Below are 20,281 nucleotides of genomic sequence, written 5' to 3'. Positions count from 1 at the left end.
CAACCCCGGCCGCACCGGCCCCGAACCGGCCCCGCACCGCGGCCCTGACCGGCCCCGCACCGCGGCCCTGACCGGCCCCGCACCGCGGCCCTGACCGGCTCCGAACCGGCGCGTGACGCCCTTCCGGACGTCATCCTTCCGGGTGCCGTCACCGCACCGCGTCCACCCGACTACGATGCGCACGACTCACGCGTGCCGCCACATGCCGCAGCATGCGCGGTCTGCTCCTGCTCTACCGCCATATGCCGTGCCATACAAGGACATTCGCCATGCGCAGCGTTTCCAGCAAGGCTCACAGCGGGGCTCCCGGGCGGGGGCTCCAGCCCAATGTCCTCGGCACGTTCGACACGATCGTGATGGCCGTGGCGGGCAGCGCGCCCGCCTACTCCGTCGCCGCCACCACCGCCGTACTCGTCGGTGCCGTCGGCCTCGCCGCGCCCGCCGCGCTGCTGTACTGCGCGATCCCGATGCTCGGCATCGTGCTCGCGTTCAGCCGGCTCGGCCGGATCGACGTCAACGCGGGGGCCAGCTACTCCTGGGTGGGCCGGACGCTCCACCCCGCCTTGGGCTTCCTGTCCGGATGGGCGCTGATCGTCGCCGCGACGATCTTCATGGTGGCCGGGTCACTGCCGGCCGGGCAGCTCACCCTGGCGCTCGTCGCCCCCGGCATGGCCGGCGACACCGCACTGGCCACCGCCGTGGGCGCCGGCTGGTTCCTGATGATGCTGCTGGTGGTGCTGGGCGGCGCCCGGCTCACCGTACGGGCGCAACTGCTCCTGACCGGCGTGGAGTTGCTGATCCTGTTCCTGTTCATCCTGGGCGTGGTCATGCACCGGGGAGCCGCCACCGCCTTCGACTGGTCGTGGCTGGGCTTCGGGCACTTCGACGGGGTGTCCGGCTTCGCGTCCGGGGCGCTGATCGCCGCGTTCTACTACTGGGGCTGGGACGTCACCAGCAACCTGAGCGAGGAGACCCGCGACAGCCGCCGCACGGCCGGGCTCGCGGCCCTCGTCGGCATCGGGGTCGTCTTCCTCCTCTTCGAGGCGTTCACCATCGCCGTCAACGTCGTCCTGTCGGCGGGCGAGATCCGCGCGGGCGGCGCGAACGTACTGGTGCTGCTCGGCGACGCCGTGTGGCCCGGCGTCGGCGGCAAACTGCTCATCGTGGCGGTGATGCTGTCGAGCATCGCCACCCTGGAGACCACGCTGATCCAGGTCACCCGGTCGCTTTTCGCGATGGGCCGGGACCGGACGATGCCGGCCGCCCTCGGAGCCGTACACCGCCGCTGGAACACCCCGTGGGTGGCGATCGCCGTGGTCGGGGCGGTGGCGCTGGTGATGTTCGTGGCGGCGACGGCGCTCGGCTCGGTCGGCGACATCCTGGGCAGCGCGGTCAACGCGATGGGGCTCCAGATCGCCTTCTACTACGGGCTCGCCGGCATCGCCGCCGTGGTGGCCTACCGTGGGATGCTGCTGAGGTCCGTACGCGACTTCGTCCTGGGCGGCGCGTGGCCGCTGCTCGGCGCCGCCTTCATGTTCTGGATCTTCTTCGAGTCGCTGGGCGGGCTGACCGGCGCGGCCGCCGCGATCGGCCTGGGCGGGCTGGGGGCCGGGGTGGTACCGATGATCTGGTACTGGCGCAAGGGCAGTTCGTACTACCGTCCCGCCCGGCTGGACGCGGCCCGCGCGATGGCGGCGGCCGGGCCGTACGACATGCCGCGACAGCACCACCACCGGGCCGGTGGGAACGAAACGCTGTCGACCGACTTCTAAGAGGGCGACGAGAACGACGAGGACGACACGAACACAACGGGGTCCGCTGCACGCACTTCTGACGGGGGGACAGGGAATTGGCCGTACGCCGCAGCCGCCGCTCCATGCGTTTCGAGCCGGACTTCGACCCGGACTTCGGCGACCGGGCGCTGAGCCACGCCCGGCACGACATCGTTATCGGCCGCTGGCAGGGCGTGCGCGACCTGCTGCGCGACACCGGCGACGACTGGGCCCTCCGCACGCACCGGCTGCGGCTGCTGTCCCACGCGGCCGCCGGCAGCACCGCCGTCGAGGCGTGGCGGGCCGCCGAGCCCGGCGACCCGGACGCGGCGGTGCTGCGGGCGGCGACCGAGGTCGTCCGCGTCTTCAACGAGGCCATCGCGGTGGGGCGCGGTGGCGCGGTGGACCGGGCGCGGCTCGACGTCGCGGTCATGGCCTGCCTGGGCGCCGCCGACGCCCGGCCGGCCGACCCGATGCCGTGGGTGTCGCTGCTGACGGTGGCGCGGCTGTACGAGGGCGGGGTGGGCCGGGCGGAGCTGCGGCGCTGGTGGGACGAGCTGCGGCGGCGGGACCCGCACAACCTGGAGGGCCATGTGCAGGTGCTGCGGTACCGGTCGGCACGGTGGCACGGTACGCACGGCTCGATGTACGACTTCGCACGGGACGCGGCGGGGGCGGCGCCGCCCGGGTCGCCGCTGCCGGTGCTGGTGCAGATCGCCCGGGTGGAGGAGTACCGGTACATCGCGGACGGGGCGCGCGGCAAGGGGCCGGTGCGCGGCTTCGACCAGCACTGGAAGCACGAGCTGGCGGTGACGGAGGTACGGCGCACCTGGGAGCGGTGGCTCGGCGGGCGGCCGCCCGGGCCGGTGCGGCCCGAGGAGGTCGAGCCGCTGAACTACCTGGCGCACGCCGCCTGCTACGCGGGCCTGCCGAAGGTGTACGGGGAGCTGTTCGGGCTCCTGGAGGCGCGGGCCTCGTGGGTGCCGTGGGCGTACACGGGAGACCCGGCGGAGCAGTTCACGAGGTGGCGCGGGGACGGCCGCGCCACCTCGTGACCCCCGTGCGTCAGACGCCGATGTTCCGGCCGTCCTTGCGGTACACGGCGACGACCGACGGGCGGACGAGCTTCCCGGGGCCGTCGGGCCAGGCGGACGCCGGCTTCTCGACGGACGCCCCGTCGACCTCGCCCGGGTGCTGTACGGCGACGAGGACGCGGCGCTCCTGGATGATCGGGCCGCACGTCTCGGCGCCGGTCGGCACGGTCAGGAACTGCTTCAGCTCACCGCGCCGCTCGCCCTGCGTCGCCACGCCGAACAGGCCGTCGTGCGAGCCGAGCTGGTTGCCGTCCGTGGAGATCCACAGGTTGCCGTACGGGTCGAACGCCACGTTGTCGGGGCAGGAGATGGGGCTGACCTTCTCCTTGGGGTAGCCCGCGAAGTACGTGGCCGGGTCGTCCGGGTCGCCCGCGACCAGGAACAGCCGCCAGGCGAAGCCGTCGGAGGCCGGGTCGTCCCAGTGCTCGGCAAGCTCCAGGACTTGGCCGTGCTTGTTGTTGTTGCGCGGGTTGGCCTCGTCCGCGCCGGCCTTGCCCGCCGCGCCACGGTCCTTGTTGTTGGTGAGGGCGACGTACACACGCCCGGTGCGCGGGGACGGCTCGACGTCCTCGGGCCGGTCCATCTTGGTGGCGCCGACCTTGTCACCGGCGAGGCGGGTGAAGACGTACACCTCCTCGGCGGTCATGCCGGGGACGTGGCTCTTGTCGCCCGTCGCGAGCGGGATCCAGTGGCCGCTGCCGTCGAACTCGCCGTCGTTCGGGAGCTTGCCGGTGCCGTCGATGTCCTGCGGGCTGTCGCCGGTGAGCTTGGCGACGTACAGCGTGCCCTCGTCGAGGAGGGTGAGGTTGTGCTCGCGGGCCCGGCGCGAGTCGCCCTTCATCATCCGCTTCGACGAGACGAACTTGTAGAAGTAGTCGAACCGCTCGTCGTCGCCCATGTAGACGACCGGGCGGCCGTCGGCGGTCAGGCGCGGCTGGGCGGCCTCGTGCTTGAAGCGGCCGAGCGCGGTGCGCTTGCGGGGCGTGGAGTCCGGGTCGTACGGGTCCAGCTCGACGACCCAGCCGAAGCGGTGCGACTCGTTGGGCTCCTGCTTGACGTCGAAGCGCTTGTCGAACCGCTCCCACTTGCGCTCGGACGCGCCGCTGCCGATGCCGTACCGCTTGTCGGTCGCGGACGAGCCGCCCGCGAAGTACTGGTTGAAGTTCTCCTCGCCGTGCAGCGTGGTGCCCCAGGGGGTGGTGCCACCGGCGCAGTTGTTGAGCGTGCCGAGGACCTTGCGGCCGGTCGGGTCGGCGCTGGTCCGCAGCAGCGCGCCGCCCGCCGCCGGGCCGGTGAGCTCGAACTCGGTGGTCGCGGTGAGGCGGCGGTTGAGCGGGTGCCTCGTGACCGGGGTCAGACGGCCGTCACGGTGCTGTTCCTGGACGACGACCACGGACAGGCCGTGGGCGGCCCAGGCGATCTCGACCTGCTCACGGGTCGGGTTCTCGGGGTCGTACCCCTTGAACATCAGCACCTCGTCGGTGTACTCGTGGTTCGCCACGAGGACCTGGCGGCCGTGCTCGCCCTTGAGCGGCAGCAGGGACAGGAAGTCGTTGTTGTACCCGAACTGCCCGGCCTGCGCCTTCGCGGTCTGCTTGTCCGGGTCGAAGGCGGGCGCGCCACGGAGGATCGGCTCGCCCCAGCGGATGACGACGCTCTGGGCGTAGCCCTCGGGGACGGTGACCTTGTCGTCCGTGTTGGGCGCGACGGGCGAGAAGCGCAGCCCACGGGCGCCGGCGCTCTTCCCCGCGGTACGGGGCGTGGCGGCGGCCGCCTCCGGCCCGGCAGCCGCCTGGGCGACGACGGCACCGCCGGCCGTGGCGGCGACGGTGACGACGGCGGCGGCGCGCATCATCGAACGGCGCGACAGGGCACCGGCTATGACGTCACCGACGTACTCGTTGTCGCTGGTGTTGGGCACCTCGTTGAAGCAGGCGTCGCCGCACCGGTAACGGCAGGTGAGGGCGGAACGGCCGCCCCCGTGCGGGGTGGTCCTCAGCAGCGGGAGCAGTTGGCGCACTTCGTCCTCCTCCGGCGCGGGCTGCGCCGACATGGTGTCGGGAATCGGTCCGGCGGTGACGTTAGGCGCGTAGATGTGCAGGTCGGCGGCTGCGGAGTGAACGGTGGATGAATCCGGTGCGTCCGGGATGGGGTTGACGCGAATGCCCCTTGCCTTTCCGCGCCACTCGGGGCGGCTAACCTTACGTGTCCGCCCTGGCCAGGGATGATTCCTAGCAGTACGGACATACACGGCACCCAACATGCGAAAGGCCTCGCCCATGGGCATTCGGAGCTTGCTGCGCAAGGTGTTTGGACGCGACCGTGCGGAGCGCAACGAGACGGCAGCCGCCTCCGTCCCGCCCCAGACGGAACGCACGGTGCCCCAGGAGGAGCCCACGGCGACGGTTCCGTCCCCGTCCACCCCCTCCCCGGCGGAACGCACGGCGGAGACGGCGGCGGAGCGGTCCGCCGAGCGGTCCGCGGAGCAGACGGCGGCGGAACTGGTGGCGGCGTCGTTCGACAACCCCCAGCCCCGCCGCGCCTCGGTCCCGGCCGCCCGCGAAGCCACCCAGGCCCCGGCCCCCGCCGCCCAGAAGGCCGACATCCCGTCCCAGCCGGAGGCCCCGTCTCAGGCACCGGAAGCCTCCGAGCCCGAGTCGGATGCCCCGCAGGCGGCCGCCCCGGCGGAGGAGCCGGAGGCGAACGCCGGGTCCCCCGAGCCCCGGGCCGAAGCCGCCGAGCCCGAGTCGGACGCCCCGCAGACCCAGCCGGAGCCCGCCGCCACCGCCGAGCCGGAGGCCACCCCCGAGCCCGAGCAGTCGGCCACGCCGGAGACCGAGGCCGCACCGGAGGAGCCCACCCCCGAGCCCGAGGCCGCCCCCGAGCCGAAGGCCGACGCCGAGCCCGCCGCCACCGCCGAACCGGAGCCCACCCCCGAGCCCGAGGCCGCCCCTGAGCCGAAGGCCGCAACCGGGCCGGAGGCCACCCCCACCCCCGAGCCGAAGGCCACCCCCGAGCCCGAGGCCACCCCCACCCCCGAGCCCGAGGCCACCCCCACCCCCACCCCCGAGCCTGAGCCGGAGGCCACCCCCGCCTCCGCCGCCGTGGCGGCCGCGGCCGAGGAACCGGAGGCGGACGCACCGGCGGCGAAGCCCGCGTACTCCGCCGCCCGCGTCAAGGGCAAGGCGCCCCAGTTGGCCGAGGCGTACAAGGCGGCCGGGGCCGTGCTGCGCAAGCGCGGGCTCGTGGGGGCGCGCGCGACCGTGTACCTCGTCCTCGACCGGTCCGGGTCGATGCGGCCGTACTACAAGGACGGCAGCGCCCAGCACCTCGCCGAGCAGGCACTCGCGCTGGCCGCGCACCTCGACGAGAAGGCGACCGTCCCGGTCGTCTTCTTCTCGACCGAGATCGACGGCACCGGTGAGGTCACCCTCGACGACGTCGACGGCAGGATCGAGGCGCTGCACAGCGCGCTGGGCCGGATGGGCCGGACCAACTACGACCGCGCGATCCGCGAGGTGCTGGCCCACCACGAGAAGTCGGACGCGTCGGACCGCCCCGCTCTCGTCCTGTTCCAGACGGACGGCGCGCCCGAGTCCAAGACGGCCGCCACCCAGGCGCTGACGGACGCCGCGGCGAGCGGCAAGAACGTGTACTGGCAGTTCGTGGCGTTCGGCGAGGAGGACTCCAAGGCGTTCGACTACCTCCGCAAGCTGGAGGTGCCGAACGCCGGGTTCTTCCACGCGGGCCCCGCCCCCCGCGACGTCCCGCACGCCACCTTCTACCGCGAGGTCCTCGCGACCTGGTCGGTCTAGGGCCGCCCGGGGGCCTGGTCGTCGACGGGCAGCCGTACCGTCACGATCAGGCCTCCGCCGTTCCGGGCCACGGCCGACACCGTTCCGCCGTGCGCGGCCGCGATCGACCGGACGATGGACAGCCCGAGCCCCGCGCCGGGCCCCATCCGGTCCCGCCCCTCACCCCGCCGGAAGGGCTCGAAAAGCCCCGGTATGTCCGTCTCCGCGACCACCGGCCCGGTATTGGAAACCGTCAGCACGCCCCCGGCGACGGTCACGCGGACCCATCCCGTACCGTCCGGCAGGTTGTACGCGACGGCGTTCGCGACGAGGTTCCTGGTGAGCTGTGCGAGCAGCACCCGGCTGCCGCGCACCACCCCACCCGTACCGGACACCTCCACGCCGTACGCGTCGCACTCCTCCGCCACCACGTCCCCCAGCCGGACGGCCTCCCGCTCCTCCAGGCCGCGCTCGCTGCGCGCCAGCACCAGCAGCCCGTCGATCAGCCGCTCACTGCGCCGGTTGCTGTCCAGCAGCACCTGCTTGACCGACGCCGGGACGGAGTCGTCCAGGCCCACCTGGATCGCCGTGCGCTGCGTGGCCAGCGGCGTCCGCAGCTCGTGGGAGGCGTTCGCGATGAACCGCCGCTGGCTGTCGAACGCCGACTCCAGCCGCCCCAGCAGCGCGTCGATCGTGTCGCCCAGCTCCTTCAGCTCGTCGTCCGGCCCCTGCACCCGGAGCCTCTCGTGCAGGTTCCGCTCCGAGAGCCGCCGCGCCCGGGCCGTCATCTCATGTACGGGGCGGAGGACGCGCCCGGCCGTCCACCACCCGACCACCACGGCGCACAGCGCCATGACCAGCAGCGCGCCGCCGGACCAGATCAGGAGCTGCTCGGAGGCCGCCCGGCTGACGTCGTCCGTGACCCGTTCCACCCGGATGACGTCCGGGCCCACCACCCGCGCCGCGATCGCCTCCGCCTCACCACGCGTCCCGGCCCCGGAGAGCAGGTTCACCACGGCGAGCAGACAGCCGCCGAGCACCAGGAAGACGGCGCCGTACACGAGGGCGATCCGGGTCCGTATCGTCGACCCGGAGCCGATGCCCGGCCCGATCACAGCGCGTACCCCACACCCTGCACGGTGCGGATGACCGCCGGCTCCCCCAGCTTCCCGCGCAGCTTGCTCATGCACACCCGCACCGCTCCGGTGAACGGGTCGGCGTGCGCGTCCCAGGCCCGCTCCAACAGCTCCTCCGCCGACACGACGCCGCCCTCCGCCTCCATCAGGATCTGGAGCACCGCGAACTCCTTCGGGGACAGCTCCAGGTCCCGCCCGTCCCGCTCGGCCGTCCTCCGGACCGTGTCCAGCCGCACCCCGTGCCGCTCCAGCAGCGGCGGCACGGGCGGCCGGGCATTGCGCCGCCGCAGCGCGCGCACCCGTGACACCAGCTCGGGAAACTCGAACGGCTTCCCCAGGTAATCATCAGCGCCCAGATCCAGCCCCCGCACCCGGTCCTCCAGCCCCGCCGCGGCGGTCAGCATCAGGATCCGGGTCCGCGCCCCGCCGGCCACGAGCCGCCGCGCCACCTCGTCGCCGTGCACCCGGGGCCAGTCGCGGTCGAGGACGACGACGTCGTAGTCGTACAGCCCCAGGTAGGCGAGGGCGGCGTCCCCGCTGTAGACGGTGTCGACGGCGAATCCGGCGCGCCGCAGCCCGGCGGCGACGAGCTCGGCGAGGACGGTCTCGTCCTCGGCAACCAGTACACGCATGCCCCCACTCTCCATTCCCCGGCATTTCGCAAATGTCTCTCCCCCCGCCGTCCCCCCTCCCCCCTCCCCCCCCCGCCGTCTCCCCCCTTGGAACGAAGGTGAGGGCAGTTGCCGCGGCCGGATAGGATTTCGACCATGGCGGCCACTGGATCCGAGAAGCAGGGGGCGAAGGCGTACTACGTCTCGACCCCCATTTACTACGTCAACGACGCTCCTCACCTGGGCCACGCCTACACGACCGTCGCAGGCGACGTGCTCACCCGCTGGCACCGCCAGCGCGGCGAGAAGGTGTGGTACCTCACCGGCACGGACGAGCACGGTCAGAAGATCATGCGCACGGCCGACGCGAACGGTGTCACTCCCCAGGAGTGGTGCGACAAGCTCGTCGAGGAGGCGTGGAAGCCCCTCTGGGAGCACCTGAACATCGCGAACGACGACTTCATCCGTACGACGGAGAAGCGGCACACGGACCGTGTGCAGGAGTTCGTGCAGGACCTGTACGACAAGGGTGAGATCTACAAGGGCGGGTACGAAGGCCCGTACTGCGTGGGCTGCGAGGAGTACAAGCTCCCCGGCGACCTGATCGAGGACGAGCAGGGCGTGAAGCTCTGCCCGGTCCACAAGAAGCCGGTGGAGATCCTCAAGGAGGAGAACTACTTCTTCAAGCTCAGCGAGTACGGCCCGAAGCTGCTGGAGTTCTACGAGGCGAACCCGGACTTCGTCCAGCCCGAGTCGGCCCGCAACGAGGTCCTGAACTTCGTCAAGCAGGGCCTTCAGGACCTCTCCATCTCCCGGTCGACCTTCGACTGGGGCATCCCGATCCCCTGGGACGACAAGCACGTCATCTACGTGTGGGTCGACGCGCTGCTGAACTACGCGACGGCCGTCGGCTACGGCTCGAACCAGGCGAAGTTCGACGAGACCTTCCCGGCCAACGTCCACCTGGTCGGCAAGGACATCCTGCGCTTCCACGCGGTCATCTGGCCGGCGATGCTGATGGCGCAGGGCCTGCCGGTGCCCGGCAAGGTCGCGGCGAACGGCTGGCTGATGGTCGGCGGCGAGAAGATGTCGAAGTCGAACCTGACCGGCATCAAGCCACAGGACCTCACCTCGCACTTCGGCGTCGACGCCTACCGCTGGTACTTCCTGCGGGCGATCGCCTTCGGCAGCGACGGCTCGTTCTCGTGGGAGGACTTCACCGCCCGCTACACCTCCGAGCTGGCCAACGACTACGGCAACCTCGCCTCGCGCGTGGCGGCGATGGTCGGCAAGTACTTCGAAGGCGCGCTCCCGGAGGCCACCGCGTCCGGCGAAGCCGAGAAGGCCATCCAGGACGGCCTCGCCAAGGCGGTCGCCGAGGCCGACCGGAAGATCGGCGAGGAGCTGGACTTCCAGGGCGGCATCCTGGCGATCTTCGACTTCGTGAAGCAGGTCAACGGCTACATCACGGAGCAGGAGCCCTGGAAGGTCGCCAAGGACACCAGCGAGGAGGGCCGCGCCCGCCTGGCGACGATCCTCTACACCGCGGCGGAGTCCCTGCGCGCCGTGGCGGTCCTGCTGAACCCGATCATGCCGGAGACCTCCCAGAAGCTCTGGGACTCCCTGGGCGCCGAGCCCGTCCTCGGCCCCCTCGCCGACCAGCGCATCCAGTCCACCGCCACCTGGGGCCAGCTCCCCACCGGCGCCACGGTCACCAAGGGCGCGGTCCTCTTCCCCCGCCTGGAGGACCCGAAGAAGGACTGACCTCCTTCTCCCCGCACCACCCGTACCGCCGCCCTCCCCCGGAGGGCGGCGGTTTTGTCGACGTACCCGAACGTACTGCGGAGCAGATCTCCCGCTTCGTCGAGGAGGCGCACCGACGTGCTGGATAACCCGGACGAGAAGGCGACTCTCAGCATCGAACTCATCGAGTCCCTAACACCGCGTCATGCCGACGGGGAGGACGACATTGCCGTGTGCGTGGTTCGGTGTATCGAGGGCACAGCCCGGCGGGGCATGGTGTTCCAACGCCCTGGGACTACCGCCAGTTTCCGGCTGTCTTCCATCGAGTGGTGCGGCAGGCAGGTCGACCAGTTGGATACCGTTCACTCCGGCAAGGTAACGCTGACCGGGGTTGGCGTGGGAAAGCTGTCCAGGCGGGACGTCTTGAGCTCGGTATCGCACGGGTAACCAAGCATTGCCGCGCAGGACCGGACGTGAGGGACCCGGCGGGCCGACCGGCATCCGCCTTGCTGCCACGGGTGCCCCGTGGCGCGTTAGCGCGCTGGAAGAGGCGATGTAGGGGCGGACGTCTCCGACGCCGTCGCGATCGCCTCGTCCAGGACGTCCCGCGAGCGGAGCAGGTCGGTGATCAGGCGGTCGATGCGGGCGCGTTCGGTGGTGAGGTCGGCGACCAGGCGGGTGGTGGCGATGGCGGAGGGGCCGCCGTCCGTGTCGCGCATGCAGGGGAGGAGCTGGGCGATCTTCTTGCTGTGGAGGCCGGCCGCGTAGAGGGCCTGGATGCGGATGACGCGGTCGACGGCCCATTCGCCGTAGGTACGCTGGCCGCCCGGGGTGCGGTCGGCGGTCAGGAGGCCCTGGGTCTCGTAGTAGCGGAGCGACCGTTCGCTCACGCCCGCGCGACGGGCCAGTTCACCGATACGCATTGCCCACCTCGCTTGCTGGTAAAGGGACTTGAACCTGACACTGATGTCAACTTCTACCGTACCGGCATGACGAACGCAGCGAACTCACCGCAGAAGTCCCGCCTCTTCCAGACCGCCCGCCTCGGCTCCCTGGAGCTTCCCAACCGCCTGGTCATGGCACCGTTGACCCGCAACCGGGCGGGGGCCGACGGGGTGCCGTCGCCGCTCATGGCGACGTACTACGCACAGCGCGCCTCCGCCGGGCTGATCATCGCCGAGGCGACGACGCCCAATGCCGTGGGGCAGACGTACCCCAACATCCCCGGGATCCACGACCACGCCCACGTCACCGGCTGGCGGCGGGTCACCGACGCGGTGCGCGCGGCGGGCGGGCGGATGTTCCTTCAGCTCCAGCACGGCGGCCGGGTCGGCCACCCGGACAACAGCGGGCTGGTGCCGGTCGCGCCGTCGCCGGTTCCGCTGCCGGAGACGATCCACACGCCGAGCGGGCGCAAGGAGGCCGTGGTGCCCCGGGAGATGTCCCTCGACGACATCCGGTCCACCGTGGCCGACTTCGCCACCGCCGCCCGCAACGCCGTCGACGCCGGGTTCGCCGGGGTGGAGGTGCACGCCGCCAACGGCCACCTGCTGCACCAGTTCATGGCCCGGAACACCAACCACCGCACCGACGACTACGGCGGCTCGGTCGCCGGACGCATCCGGTTCGTGGTGGAGGTGGTGCGGGCGGTCGCCGAGGCCATCGGCCCCGATCGGGTGGGGTTGCGGATCTCCCCCCGGGTCACCGTCAACGGCATCGAGGAGGGCGACACCGAGGACCTCTACCCCGCGCTCCTCGACGCCCTCGCCGGCGACAACCTGGCCTACCTGCACACCGTCTTCGCCGACCCGGACGACGCCCTGTGGCAGGACCTCCGCAAGCGGTGGTCCGGCACGTTGATCGCCAACCCGGCGCTCGGGTGGGGCGGCCCGCTGCCCGCCGACGGCGGCAAGGAAGCGGGCGAACGGCTGCTGGCCGCCGGCGCCGACCTGATAGCCCTCGGCCGGGCCTTCATGGCCAACCCCGACCTGGTCGAACGGCTCCGGACCGGCGCCCCGCTCAACCCGCTGCGGGAGGAGGGCTGGATGTACGCGGGCGGCGAGACGGGGTACACCGACTACCCCACGCTGGCCGTGGTCGCCCCGTAACTGGCCTTGGCTGTGTGGGCAGTTGGGCAGAGTCGCGGGCGGACCCCTCGGAGGAAGTGAACGGCACAACCCCAAGTCCCCTTGGTACGGTGCACCGATGTCAGCGATCAAGAAGTTCCAGGTCACCTTTGACTGCGCAGAACCTGAGCGCCTCGCTCGTTTCTGGTGCGAGGTGTTGGGGTACGTCGTACCGCCGCCACCGGAGGGGTTCGCCACTTGGGATGATTACCGGCACTCCCAGCCGCCCGAGCAACGGGATTCCTGGTTCGCCTGCGTTGATCCCTCCGGTGTGGGCCCGCGGCTGTACTTCCAGCGCGTCCCCGAGGGGAAGGCCGCCAAGAACCGCGTACATCTTGATGTGCGGGTCGGCACCGGGCTGGTGGGAGAAGAGCGCCTCGCGGCGCTTGAGGCCGAATGCGCACGCCTGGTCCCGCTCGGCGCGGTACACGTGCGAACGCTGTATGACGGCAATGACTCGTGCATCCCGATGCTGGACATCGAGGGCAACGAGTTCTGTATCGACTGAGCGGAGCTTCCGGGCCGCCCTCCTCGTCGAGGCGCTCGCCGATCGCTGGGGCGTCCGCCTCGGGCCTTCCCGCAGAAGATCGTGTGAGCGGAAGTCGACCTCTCGCTCTCCTGACCGGCGTCCGGGGACCCGGACGCCACCGCGCCTTCCGCGGCCCCGAGCCGGGAACCTGCGGGACGTGCCGTCGGCCGGTGGAGAGCTGAAAGGGCCCGGAATCCGAAGATCCCGGGCCCTTCATCGAACAGCGGCGGCCTACTTGTCCGCGACCGGCTTGCGGAGCGCGATGTTGAGCTCCTTCAGGCGGGCCTCGTCCAGCTCCGTCGGGGCGCCCATCATCAGGTCCTGGGCGTTGCCGTTGAGCGGGAAGGCGATGGTCTCGCGGATGTTGGGCTCGTCGGCGAGGAGCATGACGATGCGGTCCACGCCCGGGGCGATGCCACCGTGCGGCGGGGCGCCGTACTGGAAGGCCTTGAGCATGCCGGAGAACTCGCGCTCGACGGTCTCACGGTCGTAGCCCGCGATCTCGAACGCCTTGAACATGATCTCCGGCTCGTGGTTCCGGATGGCGCCCGAGGACAGTTCGACGCCGTTGCAGACGATGTCGTACTGCCAGCCGAGGATGTCCAGAGGGTCCTGGGTCTCCAGGGCCTCCAGGCCGCCCTGCGGCATCGAGAAGGGGTTGTGCGAGAAGTCGATCTTGCCGGTCTCCTCGTCCTTCTCGTACATCGGGAAGTCGACGATCCAGGCGAACCGGAAGACGTTCTCCTCGAACTGGCCGGCGCGCTTGGCGGCCTCGACCCGGACCGGGCCCATGATCTTGGAGACCTCGTCGAACTCGCCCGCGCCGAAGAACACGGCGTGGCCCGGCTCCAGGCCGAGGCGCTCGGTGAGGACCTTGACGTTCTCCTCGGTGAGGAACTTGGCGATCGGGCCGGTCAGCGCGCTGTTCTCGCCGACGCGGACCCAGGCCAGGCCCTTGGCGCCGAGGGAGACGGCGTAGTCGCCGAGGCCGTCGAAGAACTTGCGCGGCTGGTCACCGGTGTTCGGCACGGCCAGGGCGCGGACGTGCTTGCCGGCGAACGCCTTGAACTCGGAGTTCTCGAAGACGTCGGTGATGTCGACGAGCTCCAGGGCGGTGCGCAGGTCCGGCTTGTCGTTGCCGTACTTGAGCATCGACTCACGGAAGGGGATGCGCGGGAACGGCGAGGTGACGTGGCGGCCGCCGCCGAACTCCTCGAAGAGCTCGGTCATCAGCTTCTCGATCGGCTGGAAGACGTCCTCCTGCTCGACGAAGCTCATCTCGACGTCGAGCTGGTAGAACTCGCCCGGCGAACGGTCGGCGCGGGCGTCCTCGTCGCGGAAGCAGGGCGCGATCTGGAAGTACCGGTCGAAGCCGGAGATCATCAGCAACTGCTTGAACTGCTGCGGGGCCTGCGGCAGCGCGTAGAACTTGCCCGGGTTCAGGCGGGACGGGACGACGAAGTCACGGGCGCCCTCGGGGGAGGTCGCGGTGAGGATCGGGGTCGCCATCTCGTTGAAGCCGAGGGCCGTCATCTTGTGGCGGATGGCGGAGATGACCGCCGTACGCAGCATGATGTTGCGGTGCATGCGCTCGCGGCGCAGGTCGAGGAAGCGGTACTCCAGGCGCCGCTCCTCGTTGACGCCGTCGTCCGTGTTGATCGTGAACGGCAGCGGGGCGGACGCGCCCAGGACCTCGACCTCGGAGACCTCGACCTCGATCTCACCGGTGGGGAGGTCGGTGTTGATGTTCTCGGCACCGCGCGAGACGACCTTGCCGTCGACGCGGACGACCGACTCCTTGGTCTGCTTGTCGAGCGCCTCGTACGCGGCGGTGCCGGGACGGGCGACGAGCTGCGTGATGCCGTAGTGATCGCGCAGATCGATGAAGAGGATGCCGCCCAGGTCGCGCCGATTGTGCAGCCAGCCGCTCAGCCGGACGTCGCTGCCGACGTCAGAGGCGCGGAGCTCGCCGCAGGTGTGGGACCTGTACCGATGCATCGTCGTTCATCCAGTCTTCGCGGATCGGGGTCTGTGTTTCACGTGAAACTTCACCCAGGGTACCGGTCGTCCCATGATCGCCGGGCGCAGCTCGGTGGCGGTTGATCCGTTCATCTTCTTAGAGTGGGGCAATGCGCACCGAGGACGTCCTGGCCGCCATCGCGACGGGCCTGTGGCGCTGGGACAACGCATCCGGGATCGTCACCCTCGACGCGGAGGCCGCCCGGCTGCTCGGGCTGCCCGCCGAGCCGGCCGAGCTGACCGAGGCCGCCGTGCGCTCCCGTTTCCACCCCGTCGACTGGAACGAGATCGACGGGATCGTGAACCTCGCCGTGGCGGAGGGCACCCTCGCCGAGGCCCGGCTGCGGATCATGGACGAGAACGGCCGGGTGATCCGTACCGTACGCAGCAGGTCGAAGCCGTTCGTCGAGGGCAACGACTACCAGCTCGTCGGCACCCTCCAGGAGGTCGCCGAGCCGCAGCCCGGCACCGCCTCCCGGACGCCCGTCACGGGCGACTGGCGCCGCTCGCGCGAGGCGTTCCTGCTGGACGCGGGGCGGGCGCTGGCGGAGGCGCGGTCGACGGCCGAGGTGCTGCGGGTGGCCGCCTCCCTGTCTATGCCCGGGTTCTCACCGGACGGGCTCGCGGTCTTCGGTGTCTCGGGCGACCGGCTGACGATCATCGGCCACCACGGGCACAACGCGGGCGACGACGGACCTTTCTCCGACATGCCGCTCGACACCGACTACCCGGCGGCCGAGGTCGTCCGGACCGGGCGGGCGATCTACCTGCCCTCGCCGGAGGACTACCGGAAGCGGTTTCCGGCGACCTGGCCGCTGGCACAGCGCTTCGGCAGGGAGTCGTGGGCGTTCCTGCCGCTGATCGTCGCGGGGCGCACGATGGGCGCCTGGATGGCGGCGTTCACCTACCCGGTGACGTTCACGCCCGACGAGCGGTCCGTCCTGACGACGGTGGCCCGGATGCTGGCGCAGGCGCTGGCCCGCGCCGGGGTCGCCGAGTCCGAGCGGGAGCTGTCGCTGGGCCTCCAGCGCACGATGATGCCGGTCCTGGGCCCGGCCATCCCCGGTATGGAGGTGGCCGCGCGGTACGTCCCGACCGGCGGCGGGCTCCAGGTCGGCGGCGACTGGTACGACATGATCCAGCTCCCCGCCGGGCGCATCGCCTTCGTGATCGGCGACGTCCAGGGGCATGACGTGCGGGCGGCCGGGCTGATGGGCCAGCTCCGGATCGCGCTGCGCGCCTACGCCTCCGAGGGCCACCGCCCCGACGCGGTGCTGTCCCGGGCCTCCCGGTTCCTGTACGGGATCACGGACGGGGCCGAGGGGGACCACGGGGGGCGGTTCGCCACCTGCCTGTACCTGGAGGTCGACCCGGCGACCGGGACGCTGGACATCGCGCGGGCGGGCCACCCCGACCCGGCGATCCGGATGGCCGACGGAACGGTGATGCTGCGGCCGACGGCGGGCGGCCTGCCGCTGGGCATCGTCCCGGACACCGACTATCCGACGACCCGGCTCACCCTGGAGCCGGGCGAGACGCTGATGATCTGCACGGATGGGCTCCTGGAGACCGGCGGGCACGACCTGGAGACCGGCTGGACCCGCATCCGCACGCTGCTGGAGCTGCACGACGCCGAGGGCGAGTCGCTGGAGGTGCTGGCCGACAGCCTGGTCCAGGCGGTCCACGGGCCCGGTTCCCACCACACCACCGGCCCGCTCGCCGACCGCCGCGAGGACGACATCGCGGTGCTGCTGCTGTCGCGGACCGGCGCGCCGCTGCGGAGTGCGGCGGCCAGGCGTACGGCGATGACGGTCGCCCAGGCCGAGCCGGAGCGGATCGCGGCGGCCCGGCAGCACCTGCGGGAGCTGCTCCACGACTGGGCGGACCCCGAGCAGGTCGACTCGGCGGTCCTGATGGTCTCCGAGATGGTCACCAACGTGCTCGTCCACACCGACGGCGACGCGCTGCTGGTGGCGGAGGCGAGAGGGGACCACGGCAAGCGGCGGCTGCGCGTGGAGGTCGCGGACGCCAGCGACGAGCTGCCGCACCGGCGGCGGCCCGGCGAGATGGCCTCGTCGGGGCGCGGGCTGGTCCTGATGGAGATGCTGGCCCACGAGTGGGGCGTGGACCCGCGCGGCGAGGGCAAGTCCATCTGGTTCGAGCTGCACGAGGAGCGGGACGGGGACGGGGACTTCCCGCTCTAGACGGCTCTTGGGGTGCCCCCGGCGGATCGGGACTCAGGCGGGCGTCGTCGCGTGCCTGATGCGGAGCTTGGACTGGCCGTGCGGCAGGCGCTCCCAGTCGTCCATGAAGTGGGCGGCCAGACCGTGCTTCTCCGCCAGCCGCACCAGTGTCTCCGTGCGGTAGTAGAAGTCCTCGCCCAGCACCTGGTGCTCATGGCCCTCGGTGCGGTCGAAGGTGAAGTCGAAGAAGCCGCCGGGCGCCAGCACCCGCCCCACGTGCGCGAGGCACTCGTCGATGATCTCCAGGGGCGAGTGGGAGAACACGCTGTGCGCGTGGACCACGGTGAACCAGTCGTCGGGCAGGAAGTCGAGCTTCAGGTTGTCGACGGGCGTCAGGTACGGCACCTTCCGCTGGAGCCCGTACCGCACGAGGGTCTTCTTGGCCTCGATGAGGATGTCGGGCGAGATGTCGATCCCGTAGTAGTGGCCCGGCTCCAGGTGTTCGATGAACCGCCACCCGGCGCGCAGGTTGCCGCAGCCGATCTCCAGCATCCGGTCCTCGGGCCGCAGCCCGTGCTCGACGAGGTAGTCGTACTGCATCTGCCCGATGGCCAGCCAGCGCGCGTGCGACGGCCCGCCGCCCACCGCCGCCTCCGGGCTGCGGGCGGTGTCGGAGGCCATCACGGCCCGGTAGTAGGCGACGTGGTCGTTGCCGTGCTTCAGCCGGAGCCGGCCGTTGCGGGCGGCCCGGCGGAGGTGGGGCACCACGCGCTGGGGGTGCGTCAGCGCGTACCGCACCTTGTGGCCGAGCCGGGACCGGTTCTTCAGCAGGCGTGGGTCGGGTGGTGTCTGGTGCTGCATGACGGCCTCCGTGCGTCCCCCGTGGCTGCCCCCTGTCGCGGATGCTAGCCAGCCGGGGGCGGCGCGGGCGGGCGACCGGGCCCGGGGCTCCCCCGGACGGCCGGACCAGGGACCCGGCCCTATCCGGTCCCGGCCGCGTACAGCCGCCGCAGCTCGCCGATCACCCCGAACGCGGCGGCCGTGAGCGGCACGGCGAGCAGCATGCCGAGGATTCCGGCGACGGACGCTCCGGCGGTGATGGCGAGCATGACGACGGCCGGGTGCATCTGGACCGTACGGCTCTGGATCACCGGCTGGAGGACGTGCCCTTCGATGAGCTGTACGGCGAGGACGACGCCGACCGCCCACAGCGCGATGGCGACGCCCCGGTCGGCGAGCGCGACGAGGATCGCCACGGCGCCGGAGATGAACGCGCCGAGGTACGGGATGTACGCGCCGACGAAGACCAGCGCGCCGAGCCCCACCGCGCCGGGGACGCGCAGGATGAGCAGCCCGGCCGTGATGAGGAGGGCGTCGATCAGGGCGATGAACGTCGTACCGCGCATGAAGCCCTCCACCGCCCCGAAGGCGCGGCGGGCCATGGCCTCGACGTGGTCGGCGCTGCCGCGCGGCACCAGGTCGCGCAGGGCACGCATGGCGCGGCCGGAGTCGCGGAGGAAGAAGAAGACAAGGAGCAGGGCGAGGACCGCCATGGCGATCACCTCGCCGACGACGCTGAGTCCGCTGATGACGCCGGACGCCGCCGTGCCGCCGAACCTGCCGAGGAGGTTCTTGGCGTTGGCGGCGAGGTCGTCCAGCGAGGTGCCGGCGGCGCCGAAGTGTTCGGCGAGGTCGGTGGCGGCGCGGCGCAGCGAGGTGATGATCTGGTCGCCGGTGTCGATGAGCGCGGCGACCACGATGTAGGTGGCGCCGCCGACGACGGCGACCACGGCCGCGCAGGTCAGCCCGGCGGCCAGGGACCGCTGGACCTTCATGGCGACGAGCCGCCGGTACAGCGGCCCGAGCAGCGCGGTCCCGAGCAGGGCGAGCAGGACGGGCGTGACGGCCGTCTGGAACGTCACGCACAGCCAGACGCCGACGGCCGCCACGCCGGTGACGAGCAGGATGACCACGCACCAGGCGGCGAAACGGCGGACGGGCTCGGGGAGCGTGTGCACCCCTCCACGGCATCACGCACGGCCGGGGCCCGCCCCTGGACGGGCCCCGGCCGGGTGACGCCCCGTCAGGCCGACGCGTGACCCCTCGGGGCCGTCACGCCCCCGGCGTGATCTCCCGGCCCGTGCCGTCCTGCATGCCGTGGACCGCGGGGATGCGGCCGAGGCGGCCGGCCTGGAAGTCGTCGAAGGCCTGCTGGAGCTCCTCGCGGGTGTTCATCACGAACGGCCCGTAGTGCGCCATCGGCTCCCGGATCGGCTGCCCGCCCAGGAGGACGACCTCCAGGTCCGGGGTGTGGCCGTCCTGCTTGTCGTCGGCGCGGACGGTCAGCGAACCCCCGTCGCCGAAGACGGCCGTCTGGCCCATGTGGACCGGTCGTCGCTCGCCGCCGACGGAGCCGCGTCCGGCGAGGACGTACGCGAGGCCGTTGAAGTCCTGCCGCCACGGGAGCGTGACCTGGGCGCCGGGGCGCAGGGTGGCGTGGATCATGGTGATCGGGGTGTGGGTGATGCCGGGGCCCTGGTGCCCGTCGAGCTCGCCGGCGATCACGCGCAGCAGCGCGCCGCCGTCGGGGGAGGTGAGGAGCTGGACCTGGCCGCCGCGGATGTCCTGGTAGCGGGGGTCCATCATCTTGTCCTTGGCGGGCAGGTTCACCCAGAGCTGGAGCCCGTGGAACAGGCCGCCGGACATGACCAGGTTCTCCGGCGGGGCCTCGATGTGCAGCAGCCCGGACCCGGCGGTCATCCACTGGGTGTCGCCGTTGCGGATGGTGCCGCCGCCCCCGTTGCTGTCCTGGTGGACGAAGGTTCCGTCGATCAGGTACGTGACGGTCTCGAAGCCTCGGTGCGGGTGCCAGGGGGTCCCCTTCGCCTCACCGGCTCCGTACTCCACCTCGCCCATCTGGTCCATCATGATGAACGGGTCGAGGTAGCGGTAGTTGATCCCGGCGAACGCACGGCGCACCGGGAAGCCCTCCCCCTCGAAGCCGCTGGGTGCGGTGGTCACGGCCAGCACCGGGCGCGGCACGGCCCCCGCCGGCGCGTCGACGCGGGGCAGGGTGAGCGGGTTCTCGACGGTTACGGCAGGCATGGCGGGTCCTCCTCCGGGCCGCCCCTGCGGGCGGCATACCCCCAGATTAGTTGAACACTGAACTTCCTGCCACTGGAACGCTCCCCGCCGACCACGCATTCCCGCGCGGCACCCTCACGCAGTACCCCTGAGGCGCTCGGTGATACTGGTGCGACGTCGCAGCGATCAG

Annotated in this window: 15 protein-coding genes; 7 read left to right on the top strand and 8 right to left on the bottom strand. The window is 71.6% G+C overall.

Features of this window, described 5'->3' with window-relative positions; all coding sequences use genetic code 11:
- Positions 1-269: 269 nt before the first annotated feature.
- Together ACZ46W_RS16945 and ACZ46W_RS16940 are read left to right on the top strand one after the other, a co-directional pair.
- Entirely contained in the window at positions 270-1,772 is a 1,503-nt protein-coding gene (locus ACZ46W_RS16945) for an APC family permease (RefSeq protein WP_468337867.1), read from the top strand.
- A gap of 104 nt (positions 1,773-1,876) precedes the next feature.
- Positions 1,877-2,827, top strand: coding sequence for a hypothetical protein (locus tag ACZ46W_RS16940; protein WP_468337864.1), 951 nt, complete (start codon positions 1,877-1,879; stop codon positions 2,825-2,827).
- A gap of 10 nt (positions 2,828-2,837) precedes the next feature.
- Here the strand turns inward: ACZ46W_RS16940 and ACZ46W_RS16935 are convergent, their stop codons facing one another.
- Entirely contained in the window at positions 2,838-4,886 is a 2,049-nt protein-coding gene (locus ACZ46W_RS16935) for a PhoX family protein (RefSeq protein ID WP_468338779.1), read from the bottom strand.
- 259 nt (positions 4,887-5,145) lie between these two features.
- Here ACZ46W_RS16935 and ACZ46W_RS16930 point away from each other — a divergent pair, with 259 nt between their 5' ends.
- Positions 5,146-6,681: a VWA domain-containing protein gene (locus ACZ46W_RS16930; RefSeq protein WP_468337861.1), complete on the top strand. Its 1,536-nt coding sequence runs from the start codon at positions 5,146-5,148 to the stop codon at positions 6,679-6,681.
- Here ACZ46W_RS16930 and ACZ46W_RS16925 read toward each other — a convergent pair.
- Both ACZ46W_RS16925 and ACZ46W_RS16920 read right to left on the bottom strand, forming a co-directional pair.
- Positions 6,678-7,775, bottom strand: a complete 1,098-nt coding sequence (locus ACZ46W_RS16925; RefSeq protein WP_468337858.1) for a sensor histidine kinase — start codon at positions 7,773-7,775, stop codon at positions 6,678-6,680. The two genes, ACZ46W_RS16930 and ACZ46W_RS16925, sit on opposite strands and share 4 nt — an antisense overlap.
- Positions 7,772-8,428: a response regulator transcription factor gene (locus tag ACZ46W_RS16920; protein ID WP_468337855.1), complete on the bottom strand. Its 657-nt coding sequence runs from the start codon at positions 8,426-8,428 to the stop codon at positions 7,772-7,774. Before ACZ46W_RS16920 ends, ACZ46W_RS16925 begins: the two co-directional genes overlap by 4 nt.
- A 135-nt stretch (positions 8,429-8,563) precedes the next feature.
- Here ACZ46W_RS16920 and metG point away from each other — a divergent pair, with 135 nt between their 5' ends.
- Positions 8,564-10,171 carry a methionine--tRNA ligase gene (metG, locus tag ACZ46W_RS16915; protein WP_468337852.1) on the top strand — a complete coding sequence of 536 codons (1,608 nt, stop codon included), beginning with the start codon at positions 8,564-8,566 and terminating at the stop codon, positions 10,169-10,171.
- A gap of 512 nt (positions 10,172-10,683) precedes the next feature.
- Here the strand turns inward: metG and ACZ46W_RS16910 are convergent.
- Positions 10,684-11,073, bottom strand: a complete 390-nt coding sequence (locus ACZ46W_RS16910; RefSeq protein WP_468337849.1) for a MerR family transcriptional regulator — start codon at positions 11,071-11,073, stop codon at positions 10,684-10,686.
- Between the two features lie 66 nt (positions 11,074-11,139).
- Between ACZ46W_RS16910 and ACZ46W_RS16905 the strand changes: the two genes are divergently transcribed.
- Complete coding sequence (locus ACZ46W_RS16905; protein WP_468337846.1) at positions 11,140-12,258, top strand: alkene reductase; 1,119 nt, start codon at positions 11,140-11,142, stop codon at positions 12,256-12,258.
- Between the two features lie 97 nt (positions 12,259-12,355).
- A complete protein-coding gene (locus ACZ46W_RS16900) occupies positions 12,356-12,784 on the top strand; it encodes a VOC family protein (RefSeq protein ID WP_468337843.1) in 429 nt (142 codons plus the stop codon).
- 252 nt (positions 12,785-13,036) lie between these two features.
- Here ACZ46W_RS16900 and aspS read toward each other — a convergent pair whose 3' ends face one another.
- Positions 13,037-14,803 (bottom strand): aspartate--tRNA ligase, encoded by a 1,767-nt coding sequence (gene aspS / locus ACZ46W_RS16895; protein ID WP_468337840.1) that lies wholly within the window; start codon positions 14,801-14,803, stop codon positions 13,037-13,039.
- Between the two features lie 131 nt (positions 14,804-14,934).
- Between aspS and ACZ46W_RS16890 the strand changes: the two genes are divergently transcribed.
- Positions 14,935-17,028 carry a SpoIIE family protein phosphatase gene (locus ACZ46W_RS16890; protein ID WP_468337837.1) on the top strand — a complete coding sequence of 698 codons (2,094 nt, stop codon included), beginning with the start codon at positions 14,935-14,937 and terminating at the stop codon, positions 17,026-17,028.
- Between the two features lie 33 nt (positions 17,029-17,061).
- Here ACZ46W_RS16890 and ACZ46W_RS16885 read toward each other — a convergent pair whose 3' ends face one another.
- From ACZ46W_RS16885 to ACZ46W_RS16875, 3 genes are all read right to left on the bottom strand, one after another.
- Complete coding sequence (locus tag ACZ46W_RS16885; RefSeq protein ID WP_468337834.1) at positions 17,062-17,868, bottom strand: class I SAM-dependent methyltransferase; 807 nt, start codon at positions 17,866-17,868, stop codon at positions 17,062-17,064.
- A gap of 119 nt (positions 17,869-17,987) precedes the next feature.
- Complete coding sequence (locus ACZ46W_RS16880; protein WP_468337831.1) at positions 17,988-19,025, bottom strand: AI-2E family transporter; 1,038 nt, start codon at positions 19,023-19,025, stop codon at positions 17,988-17,990.
- 94 nt (positions 19,026-19,119) lie between these two features.
- Complete coding sequence (locus tag ACZ46W_RS16875) at positions 19,120-20,112, bottom strand: pirin family protein (protein WP_468337827.1); 993 nt, start codon at positions 20,110-20,112, stop codon at positions 19,120-19,122.
- Between the last annotated feature and the right edge of the window lie 169 nt (positions 20,113-20,281).

It is taken from the genome of Streptomyces sp. NPDC031064, assembly GCF_055570965.1.
Note: the sequence above shows the minus strand (reverse complement) of the source record. Positions and strands in the feature narration are given on the sequence as shown.

Coding starts and splice junctions, on each gene's coding strand:
- ACZ46W_RS16945 (WP_468337867.1), top strand. CDS start 270: ATGCGCAGCGTTTCCAGCAAGGCTCACAGCGGGGCTCCCGGGCGGGGG.
- ACZ46W_RS16940 (WP_468337864.1), top strand. CDS start 1,877: ATGCGTTTCGAGCCGGACTTCGACCCGGACTTCGGCGACCGGGCGCTG.
- ACZ46W_RS16930 (WP_468337861.1), top strand. CDS start 5,146: ATGGGCATTCGGAGCTTGCTGCGCAAGGTGTTTGGACGCGACCGTGCG.
- ACZ46W_RS16920 (WP_468337855.1), bottom strand. CDS start 8,428: ATGCGTGTACTGGTTGCCGAGGACGAGACCGTCCTCGCCGAGCTCGTC.
- metG (WP_468337852.1), top strand. CDS start 8,564: ATGGCGGCCACTGGATCCGAGAAGCAGGGGGCGAAGGCGTACTACGTC.
- ACZ46W_RS16910 (WP_468337849.1), bottom strand. CDS start 11,073: ATGCGTATCGGTGAACTGGCCCGTCGCGCGGGCGTGAGCGAACGGTCG.
- ACZ46W_RS16905 (WP_468337846.1), top strand. CDS start 11,140: ATGACGAACGCAGCGAACTCACCGCAGAAGTCCCGCCTCTTCCAGACC.
- ACZ46W_RS16900 (WP_468337843.1), top strand. CDS start 12,356: ATGTCAGCGATCAAGAAGTTCCAGGTCACCTTTGACTGCGCAGAACCT.
- aspS (WP_468337840.1), bottom strand. CDS start 14,803: ATGCATCGGTACAGGTCCCACACCTGCGGCGAGCTCCGCGCCTCTGAC.
- ACZ46W_RS16890 (WP_468337837.1), top strand. CDS start 14,935: ATGCGCACCGAGGACGTCCTGGCCGCCATCGCGACGGGCCTGTGGCGC.
- ACZ46W_RS16885 (WP_468337834.1), bottom strand. CDS start 17,868: ATGCAGCACCAGACACCACCCGACCCACGCCTGCTGAAGAACCGGTCC.
- ACZ46W_RS16875 (WP_468337827.1), bottom strand. CDS start 20,112: ATGCCTGCCGTAACCGTCGAGAACCCGCTCACCCTGCCCCGCGTCGAC.